Origin of the sequence: Muriicola jejuensis (genome assembly GCF_010671595.1) — a bacterium.
Classification (GTDB): Bacteria; Bacteroidota; Bacteroidia; order Flavobacteriales; family Flavobacteriaceae; genus Muriicola; species Muriicola jejuensis.
The window spans coordinates 198,295-215,173 of record NZ_JAABOP010000001.1; the positions used below are offsets into that span (position 1 = coordinate 198,295).

Annotated in this window: 18 protein-coding genes; 10 read left to right on the forward strand and 8 right to left on the reverse strand. The window is 49.7% G+C overall.

What is annotated here, in order from left to right; genetic code table 11:
* The first annotated feature begins 7 nt into the window (after positions 1 to 7).
* Complete coding sequence (locus tag GWK09_RS00870) at positions 8 to 901, forward strand: DUF4249 family protein (protein WP_163691138.1); 894 nt, start codon at positions 8 to 10, stop codon at positions 899 to 901.
* Between the two features lie 11 nt (positions 902 to 912).
* On the opposite strand, the gene GWK09_RS00875 is transcribed toward GWK09_RS00870, so the two are convergent.
* On the reverse strand, positions 913 to 2,049 hold the full coding sequence (locus GWK09_RS00875; protein ID WP_163691139.1) for a glycerate kinase: 1,137 nt from the start codon (positions 2,047 to 2,049) through the stop codon (positions 913 to 915).
* Positions 2,050 to 2,153: 104 nt separating this feature from the next.
* Here GWK09_RS00875 and GWK09_RS00880 point away from each other — a divergent pair, with 104 nt between their 5' ends.
* The 5 genes from GWK09_RS00880 to rplT all read left to right on the forward strand — a co-directional run bounded on the left by GWK09_RS00880 (position 2,154) and on the right by rplT (position 5,676).
* Positions 2,154 to 2,411 carry a DUF6095 family protein gene (locus GWK09_RS00880; protein WP_163691140.1) on the forward strand — a complete coding sequence of 86 codons (258 nt, stop codon included), beginning with the start codon at positions 2,154 to 2,156 and terminating at the stop codon, positions 2,409 to 2,411.
* A 69-nt stretch (positions 2,412 to 2,480) separates the two neighbouring features.
* Positions 2,481 to 4,421, forward strand: coding sequence for a threonine--tRNA ligase (gene thrS / locus GWK09_RS00885; protein WP_163691141.1), 1,941 nt, complete (start codon positions 2,481 to 2,483; stop codon positions 4,419 to 4,421).
* 41 nt (positions 4,422 to 4,462) lie between these two features.
* The gene (gene infC / locus GWK09_RS00890; RefSeq protein ID WP_283401235.1) at positions 4,463 to 5,011 is read left to right on the forward strand and encodes a translation initiation factor IF-3; all 549 of its coding nucleotides are present in this window, start codon (positions 4,463 to 4,465) and stop codon (positions 5,009 to 5,011) included.
* Between the two features lie 39 nt (positions 5,012 to 5,050).
* A complete protein-coding gene (gene rpmI / locus GWK09_RS00895) occupies positions 5,051 to 5,248 on the forward strand; it encodes a 50S ribosomal protein L35 (protein WP_163691142.1) in 198 nt (65 codons plus the stop codon).
* A gap of 83 nt (positions 5,249 to 5,331) precedes the next feature.
* A complete protein-coding gene (gene rplT / locus GWK09_RS00900; protein WP_163691143.1) occupies positions 5,332 to 5,676 on the forward strand; it encodes a 50S ribosomal protein L20 in 345 nt (114 codons plus the stop codon).
* 81 nt (positions 5,677 to 5,757) lie between these two features.
* Here the strand turns inward: rplT and GWK09_RS00905 are convergent, their stop codons facing one another.
* Positions 5,758 to 6,180 carry a secondary thiamine-phosphate synthase enzyme YjbQ gene (locus tag GWK09_RS00905; RefSeq protein WP_163691144.1) on the reverse strand — a complete coding sequence of 141 codons (423 nt, stop codon included), beginning with the start codon at positions 6,178 to 6,180 and terminating at the stop codon, positions 5,758 to 5,760.
* Between the two features lie 71 nt (positions 6,181 to 6,251).
* Here GWK09_RS00905 and GWK09_RS00910 point away from each other — a divergent pair, with 71 nt between their 5' ends.
* Complete coding sequence (locus tag GWK09_RS00910; RefSeq protein WP_163691145.1) at positions 6,252 to 7,067, forward strand: HAD family hydrolase; 816 nt, start codon at positions 6,252 to 6,254, stop codon at positions 7,065 to 7,067.
* On the opposite strand, the gene GWK09_RS00915 is transcribed toward GWK09_RS00910, so the two are convergent.
* From GWK09_RS00915 to tgt, 6 genes are all read right to left on the reverse strand, one after another.
* On the reverse strand, positions 7,064 to 8,329 hold the full coding sequence (locus GWK09_RS00915; RefSeq protein ID WP_163692462.1) for an asparagine synthetase B: 1,266 nt from the start codon (positions 8,327 to 8,329) through the stop codon (positions 7,064 to 7,066). The genes GWK09_RS00910 and GWK09_RS00915 overlap by 4 nt on opposite strands.
* A 70-nt stretch (positions 8,330 to 8,399) precedes the next feature.
* Positions 8,400 to 9,953 carry a replicative DNA helicase gene (dnaB, locus tag GWK09_RS00920; protein ID WP_163691146.1) on the reverse strand — a complete coding sequence of 518 codons (1,554 nt, stop codon included), beginning with the start codon at positions 9,951 to 9,953 and terminating at the stop codon, positions 8,400 to 8,402.
* Between the two features lie 168 nt (positions 9,954 to 10,121).
* Positions 10,122 to 11,075 (reverse strand): acetyl-CoA carboxylase carboxyltransferase subunit alpha, encoded by a 954-nt coding sequence (locus GWK09_RS00925; RefSeq protein WP_163691147.1) that lies wholly within the window; start codon positions 11,073 to 11,075, stop codon positions 10,122 to 10,124.
* A 61-nt stretch (positions 11,076 to 11,136) separates the two neighbouring features.
* Entirely contained in the window at positions 11,137 to 12,027 is an 891-nt protein-coding gene (locus GWK09_RS00930) for a DMT family transporter (protein ID WP_163691148.1), read from the reverse strand.
* Positions 12,014 to 13,096 carry an LptF/LptG family permease gene (locus GWK09_RS00935; RefSeq protein ID WP_163691149.1) on the reverse strand — a complete coding sequence of 361 codons (1,083 nt, stop codon included), beginning with the start codon at positions 13,094 to 13,096 and terminating at the stop codon, positions 12,014 to 12,016. Before GWK09_RS00935 ends, GWK09_RS00930 begins: the two co-directional genes overlap by 14 nt.
* The gene (gene tgt / locus GWK09_RS00940; protein ID WP_163691150.1) at positions 13,096 to 14,226 is read right to left on the reverse strand and encodes a tRNA guanosine(34) transglycosylase Tgt; all 1,131 of its coding nucleotides are present in this window, start codon (positions 14,224 to 14,226) and stop codon (positions 13,096 to 13,098) included. Before tgt ends, GWK09_RS00935 begins: the two co-directional genes overlap by 1 nt.
* 159 nt (positions 14,227 to 14,385) lie before the next feature.
* Here tgt and GWK09_RS00945 point away from each other — a divergent pair, with 159 nt between their 5' ends.
* Genes GWK09_RS00945 through GWK09_RS00955 form a run of 3 tightly spaced genes read left to right on the forward strand, consistent with a single transcriptional unit; the run spans position 14,386 to position 16,848 of the window.
* Positions 14,386 to 15,231, forward strand: coding sequence for a transketolase (locus GWK09_RS00945; protein ID WP_163691151.1), 846 nt, complete (start codon positions 14,386 to 14,388; stop codon positions 15,229 to 15,231).
* Between the two features lie 19 nt (positions 15,232 to 15,250).
* Complete coding sequence (locus GWK09_RS00950) at positions 15,251 to 16,207, forward strand: transketolase family protein (protein ID WP_163691152.1); 957 nt, start codon at positions 15,251 to 15,253, stop codon at positions 16,205 to 16,207.
* Positions 16,208 to 16,260: 53 nt separating this feature from the next.
* Positions 16,261 to 16,848, forward strand: coding sequence for an outer membrane beta-barrel protein (locus tag GWK09_RS00955; RefSeq protein ID WP_163691153.1), 588 nt, complete (start codon positions 16,261 to 16,263; stop codon positions 16,846 to 16,848).
* Positions 16,849 to 16,879: the final 31 nt, after the last annotated feature.

Consider the following 16,879-nt stretch of genomic DNA (forward strand, 5'->3'; position numbering starts at 1 on the left):
CAGGACCATGAAAAGAGTGGTATTGCTTGCCGTCCTTTCCTCTATCCTCTTCTCGGGATGCGAGGATGTCATAGAGGTGGATCTGCCAGAACAGGACACCCGCCTTGTCGTGGATGGTCTTATACGTGTAGACACAGACCAGACTTACCTCCCTGTAGAGATCAAGCTAACCCTTTCCAGTAACTTTTTTGAGGAAAATGTACCCACTTCTGCAGAAAGTGTGTTGATCATGTACGAAGAGACCGTAGACGGGATCGTGGTAAGTCAGGGATCTTCCAGCCTGGCCGAGACAAGTCCAGGTTCGGGTATTTATGTGCCCGACCCGAATTTCAGTTCAGACCAGAGGATTCCCACCTCTCTTTTAGACCGGAATTTCCTCTTTACTCTGTTGATAAGGCACCAGGGCAGGCTCTACCTTGCCCAGACCAGGTATGTCCCCGTTGTGCCCATCAATTCCATCACCCAGGGTACCGGGACCCTTTTCGGGGACAATGAAACGGAAGTCATCGTTAATTTTACGGATCAGCCCGAGGTGGACAATTTTTATATCTTCGATTTTGGCTTTGGAGAATACCTCGTCACCGAAGACGAATTCTACAAGGGGCAGGAATTCGAGTTTTCCTTTTTCTACGACCAGGAGTTCGATCCAGGGACCGTACTGGACATCAGCATCATGGGGGCAGACCAGACATTTTCTAATTACATGGACCAGCTCATTGAACAGAGCGGGGACTCCCAGGGTCCCTTCCAGACTCCTGTGAGCACCGTAAGGGGTAATGTTTTCGACGTTACGGATCTGGACAATATCGATGTCATAGACAATGTAGACCAGCCCGAGGTATTTCCTCTGGGATATTTCGCCATTGTACAGGAAGAAAAGGCCCAGGTTACCCTGAACTGAACCCGGATTGATCAGGTATTTTTTCTCTTTCGGAGATATTCCGATAGGCTGTTTTCAATGAGTATGGCCGCATTTTCCATACTGTATTGCACCGGCTTTCTGGGATCCCGTATCTCTAGGATGGCTTCCAGTCCGAATTTCCCTATATCTCCGGGTGCCAGGTCGAGTTTTCCACAAATTGCCAGCACAGGGACTCTGTATTTATTACCCAGGAGAACTACACCGTGTATAAGTTTCCCCTGCAAGGTCTGTTCGTCTATGGCTCCCTCTCCCGTGATCAACAGATCGATACCTCCTTCTTTGAACAAGGTCTCCGATCGGGTAAGCTTCAGCATGAACTCCACGCCTTTGATAAACTTTGCATGAAGGAAGACATGTAGGCCATAGGCTGCACCTCCTGCGGCGCCCGCACCCGGAAGGTCGGCTGCGGAATGACCCAGGGCTTTGCCCACGATAAGATCCAGATTCTTAAGGCCCTCTTCAAGAGAGCGGATCTCTTCCACATCCGCCCCTTTCTGCGGGGCGTAAACCGCAGCTGCACCTTTTGATCCCAACAAGGGGTTCTGAACATCATTGATTGCGAACAGATCCGCCCCCTTCAATTCCACCATGACTGCCCGGGTATCTATCTGATGGACACGGGTGAGATTCCCTCCCACCGGTTCCAACACCTTACCCGATCTGTCCCTGAACCGAAAGCCCAGACCGTGTGCGATCCCGATTCCCCCGTCATTAGTAGCACTACCCCCCAGCCCGATATAGATCTTCCTCGCCCCTCTTTCCAGGGCATCCCTGATCTGCATTCCCGTGCCCAGGGTAGTGGTACGGGTGGGGTTGCGCTCCGAGGCGTCTAGCAGAACCAGACCACTACATTCCGCCATTTCAATATAGGCCGCTTGATCTTCCCTGCTGAAAAGATAACGGGACTCTATCTTCCTTCCCAGGGGATCCACCGCCTGACAAAGTACCTCCCTGACGGGGATCGCACTGGCTACCGCATGGAGGAAACCGTCCCCTCCGTCTGAGGCGATCACCGAGGAGATCTCAGCTTCGGGATGTACCTGTCTTATCCCTGAGGACATGGCCCCTATCACCTCCTTCGCGCTCAGGGATCCTTTGAACTTATCCGGTATCAGTACGAATCGCATAGAGTGAAAGTTACAAAATGCAATCCAAGGTAAGGCTATCATCCCGGAATTCAAGAAGATGGAAATCTCCTTATTCTGGCTCTTTATTCGTAATTTTGGACCTTATGAAAAATAGTACTGCGCGGAGGACCAATAAAGAATTGCTGATCAAAGGGGTGAAATTCCTCGCCTATACGGTTGCCCTTATGTTCACGGCACCGGTGGTTTTGTATCAGGCTTTCAAAAACCAGGACCACCCCTGGTTCATCCCTGTCCTGGTGATCGGGGGTATCCTCGCCCTGGGAGCCATAGGGATGGGCTTCTACAGTATCAAGACCGTTGTGGACGCACTCTTTGGGAAGTCCACCTCCAGGAAGGATTAAGTGGGTTTCTGCTATTGCCCGCTTGGTTTGCGCACCCTATCTTTGCGTCGGCATCAAAAGGCCTGAACTATGATTGAGATTACCCTTCCGGATGGCACCGTCAAGACCTATGAAAAAGGAGTTACCCCTATGGATGTCGCCAGGGACATCAGCGAGGGCCTGGCCCGGAATGTCATTTCCGCCAAGTTCGATGACGTGACCGTGGAAACGGTTACGCCTTTAAAAAAGGACGGAAAGCTGGTCCTCTTTACTTGGAATGACGATGAGGGCAAAAAAGCTTTCTGGCACTCCTCCTCCCACGTAGTAGCCCAGGCAATTGAGGAGTTGTACCCGGGTGTAAAACTCACTATTGGACCTGCCATCGAGAACGGTTTTTACTACGATATCGACTTCGGAGAACACAGTATTTCGGAAAAGGATTTCCCCAGGATCGAACAACGTGCCCTGGAGATCGCCAGAGGAAAACACCCCTATCAAATGAGGGAAGTTTCCAAGAAGGATGCCCTGGAATACTACAAAAAACAGGGGAATGAATACAAGGTGGAACTCATTTCCGCACTGGAGGATGGGACCATCACCTTCTGTGACCACGATACCTTCACCGACCTGTGCCGGGGTGGTCACATCCCCAACACCGGATTTATAAAAGCCCTTAAACTGCTGAGCGTGGCGGGGGCTTACTGGAGGGGAGATGAGAAGAACCCCCAGCTAACCAGGGTGTACGGAATATCCTTTCCAAAACAAAAGGACCTTACAGAGTATCTGGCCCTTTTGGAGGAGGCCAAAAAGAGGGATCACAGAAAACTGGGAAAGGAACTGGAATTATTCACTTTTTCCCAAAAGGTAGGCCAAGGCCTCCCATTATGGCTGCCCAAAGGAGCCGCACTACGGGAAAGGCTGGAGCAATTCCTCAAGAAGGCGCAGAAAAAGGCAGGGTATGAAATGGTGATCTCCCCTCATATCGGGCAGAAAGAACTCTATGTAACCTCAGGACATTACGCCAAGTACGGGGAGGACAGTTTCCAGCCTATCCGCACGCCAAAGGAAGACGAAGAATTTCTCCTGAAACCCATGAACTGCCCGCACCATTGTGAGATATACAATGCCAGGCCATTCAGTTACAGGGAATTGCCCAAGCGGTATGCCGAATTTGGAACGGTCTACCGGTATGAGCAGAGCGGGGAACTGCATGGGCTTACCCGCGTACGGGGATTTACTCAGGATGACGCCCACATTTTCTGTACTCAGGACCAGCTCGATCAGGAATTCAAGAATGTGATCGACCTCTCCCTCTATGTCCTCGGATCTCTGGGATTCGAGAATTTTACCGCCCAGGTCTCTGTGCGCGACCCCGAGAAGCCCGAGAAGTATATCGGTTCGGTGGATAACTGGGAAAAGGCGGAACAGGCGATCATCAATGCCGCTGAAGAGAAGGGTCTGAAGTACGTCGTGGTTCCCGGGGAGGCTGCTTTTTACGGCCCAAAATTGGATTTCATGGTAAAGGATGCCCTGGGAAGGAACTGGCAGTTGGGGACCATTCAGGTAGATTACAACCTCCCGGAGCGATTCGACCTCACCTATAAGGGCAGTGATAATGAACTTCACAGGCCCGTGATGATACACCGGGCACCCTTTGGGAGCATGGAGCGTTTTGTCGCCCTGCTCCTGGAGCACTCAGGAGGGAATTTTCCTTTATGGCTCACCCCCCAGCAGGCTATCCTCCTGCCCGTCAGTGAGAAACACGAAAAATATGCGGAAAAAGTTTTAAAATCGCTAGAAAATCACGAAATTCGCGCGCTCGTTGACAACAGAAATGAGACGGTTGGCAAAAAAATCCGTGAAGCGGAAATGAATAAAATCCCCTTCATGTTGATCGTCGGCGAGAATGAGGAGGCCAAGGGAACCCTGTCTGTTAGAAGACACGGGGGGGAAGACCTGGGGGAAATATCTCTGGAAGCCTTTACCGACTTGGTTCAAAAAGAAATAAATAGTACATTAAAGTCGTTTTAACACGCAATAAAAAGTTTAATTAAAAAGAAGTAGCCATAGCAATACGAAGAAGATTTAAGCCCCAACCCAGGAGGGAAAACAAAAACCCTCACAACATTAACAACAAGATTTTAGCCTCCGAGGTTCGTCTCGTGGGTGACAACGTGGAGATGGGGGTTTACCCGATCAGGCAGGCCCTGAGCAAAGCGGAAGAAATGGGATTAGACCTCGTGGAGATCTCCCCGAACGCAGAGCCACCGGTTTGTAAGATCATAGATTACAAGAAATTCCTTTACGAGCAGAAGAAGCGCGAAAAGGTGATGAAGGCAAAGGCTACCAAGGTCATCGTGAAGGAGATCCGATTTGGGCCCAACACGGATGACCACGACTACGACTTTAAAAAGAAACACGCGGAGAAGTTCCTCAAAGAAGGAGCAAAGCTGAAGGCCTACGTCTTTTTCAAGGGCAGGTCTATCGTGTACAAGGACAAGGGAGAGATCCTCTTGTTAAGACTGGCGCAGGACCTGGAAGAGTACGGAAAGGTAGAGCAAATGCCACGATTGGAAGGAAAGCGAATGACCATGTTCATAGCTCCCAAGACCAAGAAATAAGAATTACGAAAGCGAGATAAATCATAAGATAAAGGAACAATGCCCAAGATGAAAACCAAATCCAGTGCTAAAAAGCGGTTCAAGCTCACAGGCTCTGGAAAGATCAAGAGACAGCACGCTTACAAGAGTCACATCCTGACCAAAAAATCAAAGAAGCGTAAGCTCAAGCTGACACATTCTACATTGGTACACCCTGCCGATGAAGATAGTATCAAGCTACAGTTGCGATTGAAATAAAGCAACTGAAAGGTAGAAGTATTAACCGTGGAGTCAGGCTTAAAGTGCAAAAACAGCCGCCTGCTACAAAAAACTAAAGAAAAATGCCAAGATCAGTAAATTCAGTAGCTTCCCGAGCCAGAAGGAAAAAGGTGCTCAAGCAAGCCAAAGGATACTTTGGAAGACGTAAAAACGTTTGGACCGTTGCGAAAAACGCCGTGGAAAAGGCCATGGTTTACGCTTACAGGGACAGAAGAAACAAGAAAAGGAATTTCCGTTCTCTTTGGATCGCCCGTATCAATGCCGGGGCGAGGATGCACGGGATGTCTTACTCCCAGTTCATGGGTAAGGCCAAGGCCCACAACATCGAACTAAACAGGAAAGTACTGGCCGACCTGGCCATGAACCACCCTGAGGCCTTCAAAGCCGTGGTAGACAAGGTGAAATAAATTCCAACAATATCTCGCAAAAAAAAATCCCGCCTCAAAGCGGGATTTTTGTTATTTATAGGCCGGATCGACCTCGGACCCCTACATCCCCCAAAGGGTCAGGAGCACGCTCCGACCTCCAGCCCTGTCCCTGTGTTCACAGAGATAGATCCCCTGCCAGATACCCAGGTTCAGTGACCCATTGGAAATGGGCACCTGTATGCTGGAACCTAGAATAGAGGCTTTGATATGGGCGGGCATATCATCAGGACCCTCGTACGTATGTCGGTAATAGGGAGCATTTTCGGGCACCATTTCATTAAAATGCCTTTCAAAATCATCCCGTACCGTGGGATCTGCATTTTCATTGACAGTCAGGCTGGCAGAGGTATGCTTTATAAACACCTGTAATATTCCCATGCTGATGCCTTTGATCTCAGGCATTTCCTGAAGGACCCTGTCTGTGATCAGGTGCATACCCCTGGAATAGGGTGCCAGTGAGATCTCTTTCTGGAATACTACCATGGCTCTTTTTGAAATACTTTGCTTTAAGGTAACACAGAAATTGAAGAATACAAATACCTTTGTAGCTTACTATGAAACTACCCCAGCAATTTAAAGGAATTCGGCTTGTTGTAACGGATATGGATGGAACCCTCCTCAACCCTGAACACGAGGTAAGCGAGCGGTTTTTTCAGTTGTTTGAGGCGCTCAGTGCCAAGGGGATAACTTTCGTGGCAGCCAGTGGGAGGCAATACAACAGCATAGTTCACAAATTACAGCCGATTCGGGAAAGGATCTATGTCATTGCCGAGAACGGGGGCCTTGCCATGCAAGGATCACGGGAGATCGTTTCAACCCCTCTGGATCCAGGAACGAAAAATTCCATCCTGGACACTCTGGGAAGGAATAGGAACATTCACCCCGTGTTATGTGCCAGGAATAATGCCTTTGTCTCTGGCCATTCGAATGAATTCCTCGGGATCCTGAAGGAGTATTACACGGAGTTTGAAGTGATTGATGACCTGCACCTGTTTGAGGATGAGGTCATGAAAATAGCGGCATACCATTTTGAGAGTTCGGAGCGATACATTTATCCTCTTGTTTCGGAGTACGAGGATTCCCTGATGGTGAAGATCTCAGGCAGGCACTGGGTAGACATCTCCCATCCCCTGGCCCACAAGGGCCACGCCCTCGAGAAGATCCAGAGGGAACTCGGCATTGGCCCGGAGTCTACCATGGTCTTTGGCGATTACAACAACGATCTTGAAATGCTGGCACTGGCAGATTTCAGTGTTGCCATGGCCAATGCACATCCCAATGTGGCCAGGGCCGCCAGATTCTCTACCTTGAGCAACGAAGAGATGGGGGTTGAAGTGGTCCTGGAGAAATTTTTGGAAAGTCTGACCTAGGTCTTTTGCTTTTTCTTCCTCGCAGCCGGGAATAGCACATTGTTTAATATTAACCTGTAACCGGGAGAATTAGGGTGGAGTTCAAGTTCTGTCTTGGGATCTCCTACCCGATGCTGGTAGTCCTCGGGATCGTGTCCTCCGTAAAAGGTAAAAAAACCCTTCCCTTTGATCCCGTGAATGTAGCGGGCCTCCCCGTTGAGTTTGTTCTCCCCCAGGACGAGTACCACAGGCTTGATCTCGGAACGTTCAAATGCGGTGGTCTGGCCCATAAATCCTTTTACCAGGGATGTGTGGTTCTGACATAGCATGGTTGGGACCGGATCCCATTTGGCGGAGAAATCCATCAGGGTGAAGTAATCCGATTCCCTGGGAACATTCCGCCTTTTGTTCGTCATGTCTATGGACGAGAATTCATATCTCAGGGGATTGCGTTCCAGTGTAAAATTCTCAAAGGCAAAGGTGTTGTCAAAATTGAGCTTCGCCTGATAATTGGGTTCTGAAGGGTCGCCGTCGAACATGGGTTCGCATATATCCACTCCCTGGGCAGCCAGGGCGATATCAAAGCTATCAGTCGCAGAGCACATGGCGAACATGAATCCGCCTCCGATCACATAATCCCTGATCTTGAGCGCTACCGCACCTTTTTCGACTGAAACCTTGGAGAATCCCAGCTCCTCCGCCAGGGCCTCTGCATTCAGCTTGCCTTCTATGTACCAGGGTTGAGTCCTATAGGCCTGATAAAATTTCCCGTATTGCCCCGTGAAATCCTCGTGATGCAAGTGCAGCCAGTCGTACAAGGCGAGCTGGTCATCGAGGACTTCTGTGTCATATACGGTCACGTAAGGGATCTCAGCATAAGTAAGGACCATGGTCACAGCATCATCCCATGGCTGGTTTTCCTTAGGACTATAAACGGCGATCTTGGGTGCCTTTTCCAGAATGACGGCTTCCTGGTTCTGAGACGGACTGCTGATCGCATCGAGTATGCTTTCCGCTTTCTCCTCCGAGATCACTTCAAAGGATACTCCCCGGATCTGGCATTCCCTGCGGATCGCCTCCCCGTCCGGGAGCAGGAAGGACCCGCCCCTGTAATTGAGCAACCACTGAACCTTCTGTTCCTTGGTCAAGACCCAGTAGGTGATGCCATAGGCTTTGAGGTGGTTCTTCTGGCTATCCGCATCCATGGGTATCAGGATCATGGTGGCAAAGCCGTAATAACTAAACGAAAAGAAAAGGAAGAATATAAATAGTGATTTTGCCATAGAGGGGAAAAGGCGTGTATGCCTCCTCTTCACGACGGCATCAAAAAATCCGGTGTGTTCGATCAGCGTATTAAAATGGGACTTCGTTGTCATCCGGGTCCAGGTCAGGATTATCGTTCATCGAACTGCCAAAGGCGTCATCTGCACTGGGCAGGTTTTTAGTGATGAACGGGTTCTCCCCATCGGCATTCATCTTGGATTGGAATTCGAATGGAGAATCAAAGACATCCAAGTTATCAAATTTACCGAGTTGACCAATGAACTTTAACCTAATATTATCGAGTCCGCCATTCCGGTGTTTGGCCACGATGAATTCAGCCTGACCCTGTGTAGGGGTGCGTTCCTCATCATCCCACTCGTCTATTTTGTAGTATTCCGGCCGGTAAATAAAGGAAACGATATCGGCATCCTGCTCTATGGCACCGGATTCCCTGAGGTCTGACAGGATGGGCCTTTTACTTCCACCCCGGGTTTCCACGGCACGGGAAAGCTGGGAGAGGGCGATGACCGGAACGTTCAATTCCTTGGCCAGTGCCTTTAAATTCCTGGAGATGGTAGAGATCTCCTGTTCCCGGTTCCCGCCTTTCTGGCTTCCCCCTGCTGTCATCAGCTGGAGGTAGTCGAGCACGATGAGTTTGATCTTGTGTTGTGACGCCAACCGCCTCGCCTTGGCCCGAAGGTCAAAAATGGAGAGGGAGGGAGTGTCATCGATAAAGAGAGGAGCAGACTCCAATGCCTTGACCTTGACGTTCAGTTGTTCCCATTCGTGTTTTTCCAGCCGACCTGTACGCAGTTTTTCGGAGGACAGGCCGGTCTCTGAGGAGATGAGCCTTGTGATGAGCTGAACGGAGGACATCTCAAGGGAGAAGAAGGCCACCGGTATATTTGAATTTACCGCAATATTCCGGGCCATGGAAAGGGTTAGGGCGGTCTTACCCATACCTGGTCTGGCAGCGATAATGATCAGGTCGCTCGGTTGCCATCCGGAGGTAAGTTTGTCTACCTTGTCAAAGCCGGAAGGTATCCCGCTAAGTCCCTCCTTGTTCGCGATCTCCTCTATTTTTTTCTTGGCCTGAATGACCAGGTTCTGGGCGGTTTCTGCAGACCGTTTTAGGTTCCCCTGGGTGACCTCGTAAAGTTTAGCTTCCGCGTTGTCCAGGAGATCGAAGACATCGGTTCCCTCATTGTAGGCTTCTTCGATGATCTCATTGGATATCTTGATCAGGCTGCGCTGGATGTACTTTTGCAGGATGATCCTGGCATGGAATTCAATATGGGCCGAACTGGCCACTTTCTGAGTGAGTTTGATCAGGTAAAAATCCCCACCGACCAGGTCGAGTTTCCCCTCCTTCCGCAACTGGGCTGAAACGGTTAATAAATCGACCGGTTCTGAACTTTCGAAGAGCTTGTAGATAGCCTCGTATATGGACCTGTGTGAATCCTTATAGAAAACGTCCGGATGAAGGATATCGATAACCTCATCCACCCCTTTCTTGTCGATCATCATCGCCCCAAGCACAACTTCCTCTAAATCAACTGCTTGAGGGGGTATTTTTCCCTTCTCAAGGCTGATAAGAGACGCTTTGCCGATATTGTGGCCTAGAACCGGACTGGGTTTTTCCATAGGGAACAAAAGTATACATTAACCTTAAGTTAACATTCTATTTAGGAGTTCGGATATTAACCGTTCATCAACAAACTCCCTGTTGATAAGTTACGAATTTGTGTTCATAACAGAAAAAAACCGGGGAACTTAATCCCCGGTTTTCCGCAATGCTTTTAACTCAGTGTTTTACCCGCTGAAAACACCCATATTGCAATACTTATCCATCCGCATTTCGACCAGCTTCTCTGGTGATAACTTTTTGAGGTCTTCGTAATGCTTGCTTATTTTGTTCTTGACGATCTCAAATGCCCTTTCGCGGTTGGCATGGGCACCTCCTTCCGGTTCCTTTACGATCTCATCGATCAGTTTGAGTTTTTTCATATCCGAGGCCGTCAGCTTGAGGGCTTCTGCCGCGACTTCTTTGTATTCCCAGCTGCGCCAAAGGATGGACGAGCAGGATTCCGGTGAGATCACCGAATACCAGGTGTTCTCGAGCATTAATACCTTATCCCCCACTCCTATTCCCAGGGCACCTCCTGAAGCTCCTTCCCCAATGATCACCACGATGATCGGTACTTTGAGACGGGTCATTTCCAGTATATTCCGGGCAATGGCTTCCCCTTGTCCCCTTTCTTCTGCCTCAATTCCGGGGTATGCACCGGGAGTGTCTATAAAACTCACCACCGGGATGTTGAATTTTTCCGCTGATTTCATCAGTCTCAGGGCCTTGCGGTAACCTTCGGGGTTGGCCATCCCGAAATTCCTCAGCTGCCTTGTCTTGGTATTGTATCCCTTTTGCTGCCCGATTAACATATAGCTCTGGTCCCCGATCTTTCCAAGTCCGCCTATCATGGCCTTGTCGTCTTTCACGTTGCGGTCACCGTGCAATTCGAGCCAGGTCTCTCCGCAGATCGCACGGATATAATCGAGTGTATAAGGCCTGTTGGGGTGTCTCGACAACTGAACCCTTTGCCAGGCGGTCAGATTTTTATAGATCTCCCTGCGGGTCTCGGAGAGTTTCTTTTCAATTTGCTTACAAGTATCGGTGACATCCACATCGCTCTCCTCACCTATGATCTGGCACTTTTCCAGCTGCTCTTCAAGTTCCTTTATGGGGAGTTCAAAATCCAGGTATTCCATCTCCAGTTAGTTTCAGTTGATTCTGCCCACAAATATAAAATATATATGGGAACCTGTTCCTTTACCCGGTGCTTTTTGAGGTATGCCGGTTTTTGAGGATCCCGTTGGCCACAACGGTGAGCAGGATGAGGAGCCCGCCTACGTAGAATTGGGTATTCATCCTCTCGCTCTCCCCAAAAATGGCATAGGCCAGGAGGATCCCATATACGGGTTCCAGGTTTACAGTCAGCAAGACCGTATACGGACTTACAAACCGCATGACCTTCACGGAGGCTATAAAGGCAAAGGCCGTACAGACGGAAGCGAGGATAAGGATAAAAAGCCAGTCCGAAGCGCTCATTACGAAGAAGTCGGCCGTATACCCCGAACTCAAGGCCAGGTAAACAGACACAAAAACCGCCCCGCTCAGAAGTTCGTAGAATCCTATGACAGACGGTTTGTGGGTCCGGATCAGCTGACCGTTGATCAGGGTAAAAAGGGCCCCCAGGAAAGCCGAGGCCAGGGCTAGCAAGATGCCTTGAGCATATTCCATGCCCACATCGAATATAAAATACAATCCCAGGATCACGATCAACCCGAAGACCACTTCATACCTAATTACCTTCCTGCCGTACCAGACAGGTTCGAGAAGGGAACCAAAGAATGCGCCCGTCGCCATGGTTGCCAGTGCGACCGAAACATTAGCCACTTTGATAGCCCCGAAAAAGGTGATCCAGTGCAGCGCGATGATCACCCCTGTGATGACCATGATCCATAGTGACCTTCTGGCCACGGAGAGGGAAATCTTTCGGATACCTATAAACAGGAGAATACAAAGGGCAGCCAGGGACATTCTGTACCAAACCAGAGGTAGGGCTTCGATCGAAATAAGTTTACCCAAAACAGCCGTAAAGCCCCAAATGAATACGATGAGGTGGAGCAGGAAGTAGTTCTTCAGCTTATCGCTTTGCATTTTGAAGGAGGTAGATCCCCAGGGCGCCAAAGGCCAGGTTGGGGATAATGACAGCCAGGAGTGGGGAGAAGCCTGATTGTTCCGCGAGAGTACCAAAGACCTTGTCAAAGAAGATATAGATAAAGGCCACCCCAATCCCAAAGGCCAGGTTTACCCCCATACCTCCCCTGCGTTTCACGGATGAAACCGCAACCCCTATGATGGTCAGGATAAAGGCAGTTACGGGCAGGGCCCAGCGCTTGTACTTCACGAGGATATACGTATTGATATTTGAGGCCCCTTTCTTCCTTTGCGTATCTATGAATTTATTGAGCTCAAAGAGGTTCTTCGTCTCGGCGACGTAGGAAACCGGGGTTAGGTCATCGATCTTAAAGTTAAAGATGGTGTCGAGCCTGCGCTTGGTCACTACGATCTCTTCCTTCCCCACCAACCTGCGGTTGGTGTAGCTAGTAAGCCTGTAGACACTGTCTTTGGCGACCCATCGGATGTTCCCGGCACTGATCTTTTCCTCCAGCTGATTGTCCTCCCCAAAGTGTTCAAAGGTAAAATTGTACCCGATCTGCCGGTCGGGGTCAAAGCTGCTCACATAGATAAAATCATTCTCATTGAGCTGGTTGAAGATATTGCTTGTAACCCTGTCCTGCTTTCCTTTTTTGAGGTATTTGAACTTGAATTCGTGATAGCCCACACTGGCATTGGGCACGATGAACATGCTCATAAAGAACATAAGAACAGCAATTACGGAGGCACCTATCCAGTAGGGACGCAGAAACCTGTTGTAGGAGACCCCAGAACTCAAAATGGCGACGATCTCCGTATTGTTGGCCAACTTTGATGTAAAGAAGATTATGGAGAGGAAAAGGAACACCGGAAATAACAGGTTCCCGATGTAAATGGTGAAATTCATGTAGTAGACCAGGATCTCGTTCAGTGGGGCCTCGTTGTCGATCATTTTCCCGATCTGTTCGGCCAGGTTGAGCATGATCCCTATCGGCACAAACAAAAGGAGCATCATACCGAACGTAAGCAGGTATCGCTTGAGGATATATCGATCCAGGATCTTCAGCATCAGAGTCGGTTGTCCATTTGTTTTACCATTCTATTTTTCCAGGAGGCAAAATCCCCGGCTAAAATATGACTTCTGGCTTCTCTGACCAACCACAGATAAAAACCGAGGTTGTGTATGGTGGCGATCTGTTTCCCCAGATATTCGTTGGCGACGAACAGGTGCCTGAGATATGCCTTGGTGTACTCCCTGTCTACAAAGGTAGGACCATCAGCATCAATTGGAGAAAAATCGCTTTCCCATTTCTTGTTCTTTATGTTGATGGTGCCATGTGCCGTAAAAAGCATCCCGTTTCGGCCGTTCCGGGTTGGCATTACGCAATCGAACATATCGATCCCCAGAGCGATATTTTCCAGAAGGTTTATAGGTGTCCCGACCCCCATCAGGTACCTGGGCTTGTCTTCAGGGAGGATGTCGCACACCACTTCCGTCATTGCATACATCTCCTCTGCCGGCTCACCCACGGAGAGTCCGCCTATGGCATTGCCCTCAGCTCCTACCCCAGCGATATATTCGGCAGATTGTTTCCTCAGGTCCTTAAAGGTAGAACCCTGTACGATTGGGAAAAAGGTCTGGGAATATCCGTATGGGAAAGGCAAGGTCTCCAGATGGACCATACACCTGTCCAGCCAGCGGTGTGTGAGGTGCATGGACCGTTGGGCATATTGGTAATCACAGGGATAGGGAGTGCATTCATCGAAGGCCATAATGATGTCTGCCCCTATGATGCGCTGGATCTCCATGACGTATTCGGGGGTGAACATATGAGCAGATCCGTCAATATGTGACTTAAATTTCACTCCTTCTTCCCTGATCTTCCTGTTCCCTGAGAGGGAATAGACCTGGTACCCGCCGCTGTCGGTCAGGAGGTTCCTGTCCCAACCCATAAAGGCGTGCAGGCCACCTGCTTTTCTGAGGATATCCATCCCGGGGCGCAGGTAGAGGTGATAGGTGTTCCCGAGGATAATATCCGGGTCGATCTCCTCACGCAATTCCTTTTGGTGGACCCCTTTGACGGAAGCTACGGTTCCCACGGGCATAAAGATGGGCGTCCTGATGCTGCCGTGATCCGTGATCATCTCCCCTGCCCGGGCTTTTGATGCCGGATCCCTATGTTCTAATTTGAATTGCAATACCTTGATTGAGAAGGCAAAGATAGGCAACGCAAAAAAGAATTTCCCTAACAAAAAAATAAAGTTCCACGACCTCCGTGTCGTTGATAAAATATAATAACTCCCTTTGTACAGGCGAAAGTTTGCCTTTACTTTTAGGCCCGAAATCAAGACGGTCATATGGCATCACAACACGATTTAGAAAAGATCACCACTCAGGTTCGCCGTGATATAGTGCGGATGGTCCACAAGGTAGATTCCGGGCATCCCGGGGGTTCACTCGGGTGTACCGAGTTCTTTGTAGCTCTGTATTTTGAACTCATGGAACTGCATGGGAAATTTTCGATGGACGGCATAGGGGAAGACCTCTTTTTCCTTTCCAACGGGCATATCTCCCCAGTGTATTACAGCGTTCTGGCCAGGAAGGGGTATTTCCCTCTTGAAGAACTTAACACCTTCCGGATGCTAAATTCCCGTCTGCAGGGCCACCCGACCACTCATGAAGGTCTGCCCGGGGTCAGGATCGCTTCGGGATCCCTCGGACAGGGAATGTCCGTCGCCATTGGTGCCGCCCTGGCCAAAAAACTCAACAAGGACAAGCACATCGTGTACAGCCTGCATGGAGACGGAGAACTTCAGGAAGGACAGAATTGGGAGGCCATCATGTACGCGGGGAGCAAGAAAGTGGATAACCTCATCGCGACCATAGACCGGAACAGTCAGCAGATCGACGGAAATACGGAAGATGTGATGGCACTGGGCGATGTGGGTGCTAAGTTCAAGGCCTTTGGATGGGACGTTCTGGAACTCGAGAATGGCAATGACCTACAGGCCATTATAAAAACACTCAGTGAAGCCAAAAGCCGAATCGGAAAAGGAAAGCCTGTATGTGTGATCATGCACACCGTGATGGGCCATGGGGTCGATTTTATGATGCACACCCATGCCTGGCACGGGAAGGCTCCAAATGACGAGCAACTGCAAAGGGCGCTTGCTCAAAATCAGGAGACCCTGGGCGACTATTAAAAATTATAAGAGAAACGCAATGAGAAAATATACAGATCAGGGGAAAAAAGATACCCGTAGCGGTTTTGGAGCGGGAATGACGGAATTGGGGAGAAAAAATCCCAAAGTGGTCTCCCTGTGCGCAGACCTGGTAGGGTCCCTTAAAATTGAACAGTTCATAGAGGAAAACCCGGATCGTTTTTTCCAGGTCGGCATAGCCGAGGCGAATATGATGGGGATAGCGGCCGGACTTACCATCGGGGGGTACATCCCATTTACAGGTACATTTGCGAACTTTTCAACCGGGAGGGTGTATGACCAGATCAGGCAGTCCATTGCCTACTCGGGAAAGAACGTCAAGATCTGTGCTTCCCATGCCGGACTCACTTTGGGGGAGGACGGTGCCACCCACCAGATCCTGGAGGACATCGGACTGATGAAGATGCTGCCGGGAATGACGGTGATCAATACATGCGACTTTAACCAGACCAAGGCGGCGACCCTTGCCATAGCAGACCACGAAGGCCCTGTGTACCTGAGGTTTGGCAGGCCTAAGGTCCCTAATTTTACGGATCCGGACCAGGAATTCCATATTGGAAAGGCCGTCATGCTCAACGAAGGGAAAGATGTCACTATTGTCGCAACCGGACACCTGGTCTGGGAAGCCCTTCAGGCAGCGGAAACCCTGGAGCAGGAAGGAATCTCTGCCGAAGTTATCAATATCCACACGATCAAACCCCTGGATGAAAATACTCTTCTCGCATCCGTTCGCAAAACAGGTTGTGTGGTGACCTGTGAGGAGCACAATTATCTGGGCGGACTGGGAGAGAGTGTGGCACGTACCCTTACCCTCCACCATCCAGCCCCCCAGGAGTTTGTCGCGACCCGGGATACCTTTGGGGAAAGCGGCACTGCCGAGCAGCTTATGGAAAAATACGGGCTGGACAATAAAGCCATCAGGAAGGCCGTTTTACAGGTGTTAAAAAGGAAGGCATAGATTTTCGGTATCATTCTTGATACCCTCCCTATGTCTAATTAATCGAACACACTATGAAGAAAACACTTCTTGTGGTGGCCATGGCCGCCCTCTCTACCTATTCGTATGGGCAAATCGACTCCAAGTTCGGGATCAAGGCCGGACTCAATTACAACGCTAACGGGGATTATTTTGAATCTGTAGGGGAAGCCGCCCGCAATCCCGACCGGAATGTGGGATACCATATAGGGTTCTTTGGCCAGCTGGGATCACGGGTGTATTTCAGGCCCGAATTTGTCTATACCAGTATCTCCTCGGAATACGACAATGATGACTTTAAAATGAAGAAACTAGACGTCCCTTTGCTGATAGGTGCCAAAGTGATAGGTCCTCTCCATGTATTCGGGGGCCCCGCTTTCCAGTATATCCTGGATACGAAATTCGACGGTATTACTATCAACGATGTACGCAATGACTTTACGGTGGGTGTCAACCTCGGAGCTGGGATTAATCTGGGGATGCTTGGTATCGACCTGCGTTACGAACGCGGATTCAGCGACAATGAGGCCACCTTTATCAATAGGAATGTCACCACTCTACCCACGAGTCGGATAGACACAAGGCCGGATCAGCTCATACTGAGTTTTTCTTTAAAACTATAAGACTAATAGGCCCCGTTTTGCGGGGCCTATT

Bases quoted from the DNA above. Each gene is read 5' to 3' on its own strand.
- GWK09_RS00950 (WP_163691152.1), top strand. From the start codon at position 15,251: ATGAGAAAATATACAGATCAGGGGAAAAAAGATACCCGTAGCGGTTTT.
- thrS (WP_163691141.1), top strand. From the start codon at position 2,481: ATGATTGAGATTACCCTTCCGGATGGCACCGTCAAGACCTATGAAAAA.
- rplT (WP_163691143.1), top strand. From the start codon at position 5,332: ATGCCAAGATCAGTAAATTCAGTAGCTTCCCGAGCCAGAAGGAAAAAG.
- GWK09_RS00880 (WP_163691140.1), top strand. From the start codon at position 2,154: ATGAAAAATAGTACTGCGCGGAGGACCAATAAAGAATTGCTGATCAAA.
- GWK09_RS00945 (WP_163691151.1), top strand. From the start codon at position 14,386: ATGGCATCACAACACGATTTAGAAAAGATCACCACTCAGGTTCGCCGT.
- GWK09_RS00930 (WP_163691148.1), bottom strand. From the start codon at position 12,027: ATGCAAAGCGATAAGCTGAAGAACTACTTCCTGCTCCACCTCATCGTA.
- GWK09_RS00935 (WP_163691149.1), bottom strand. From the start codon at position 13,096: ATGCTGAAGATCCTGGATCGATATATCCTCAAGCGATACCTGCTTACG.
- GWK09_RS00870 (WP_163691138.1), top strand. From the start codon at position 8: ATGAAAAGAGTGGTATTGCTTGCCGTCCTTTCCTCTATCCTCTTCTCG.
- GWK09_RS00905 (WP_163691144.1), bottom strand. From the start codon at position 6,180: ATGGTAGTATTCCAGAAAGAGATCTCACTGGCACCCTATTCCAGGGGT.
- rpmI (WP_163691142.1), top strand. From the start codon at position 5,051: ATGCCCAAGATGAAAACCAAATCCAGTGCTAAAAAGCGGTTCAAGCTC.
- GWK09_RS00910 (WP_163691145.1), top strand. From the start codon at position 6,252: ATGAAACTACCCCAGCAATTTAAAGGAATTCGGCTTGTTGTAACGGAT.
- GWK09_RS00955 (WP_163691153.1), top strand. From the start codon at position 16,261: ATGAAGAAAACACTTCTTGTGGTGGCCATGGCCGCCCTCTCTACCTAT.
- dnaB (WP_163691146.1), bottom strand. From the start codon at position 9,953: ATGGAAAAACCCAGTCCGGTTCTAGGCCACAATATCGGCAAAGCGTCT.
- GWK09_RS00915 (WP_163692462.1), bottom strand. From the start codon at position 8,329: ATGGCAAAATCACTATTTATATTCTTCCTTTTCTTTTCGTTTAGTTAT.
- GWK09_RS00875 (WP_163691139.1), bottom strand. From the start codon at position 2,049: ATGCGATTCGTACTGATACCGGATAAGTTCAAAGGATCCCTGAGCGCG.
- GWK09_RS00925 (WP_163691147.1), bottom strand. From the start codon at position 11,075: ATGGAATACCTGGATTTTGAACTCCCCATAAAGGAACTTGAAGAGCAG.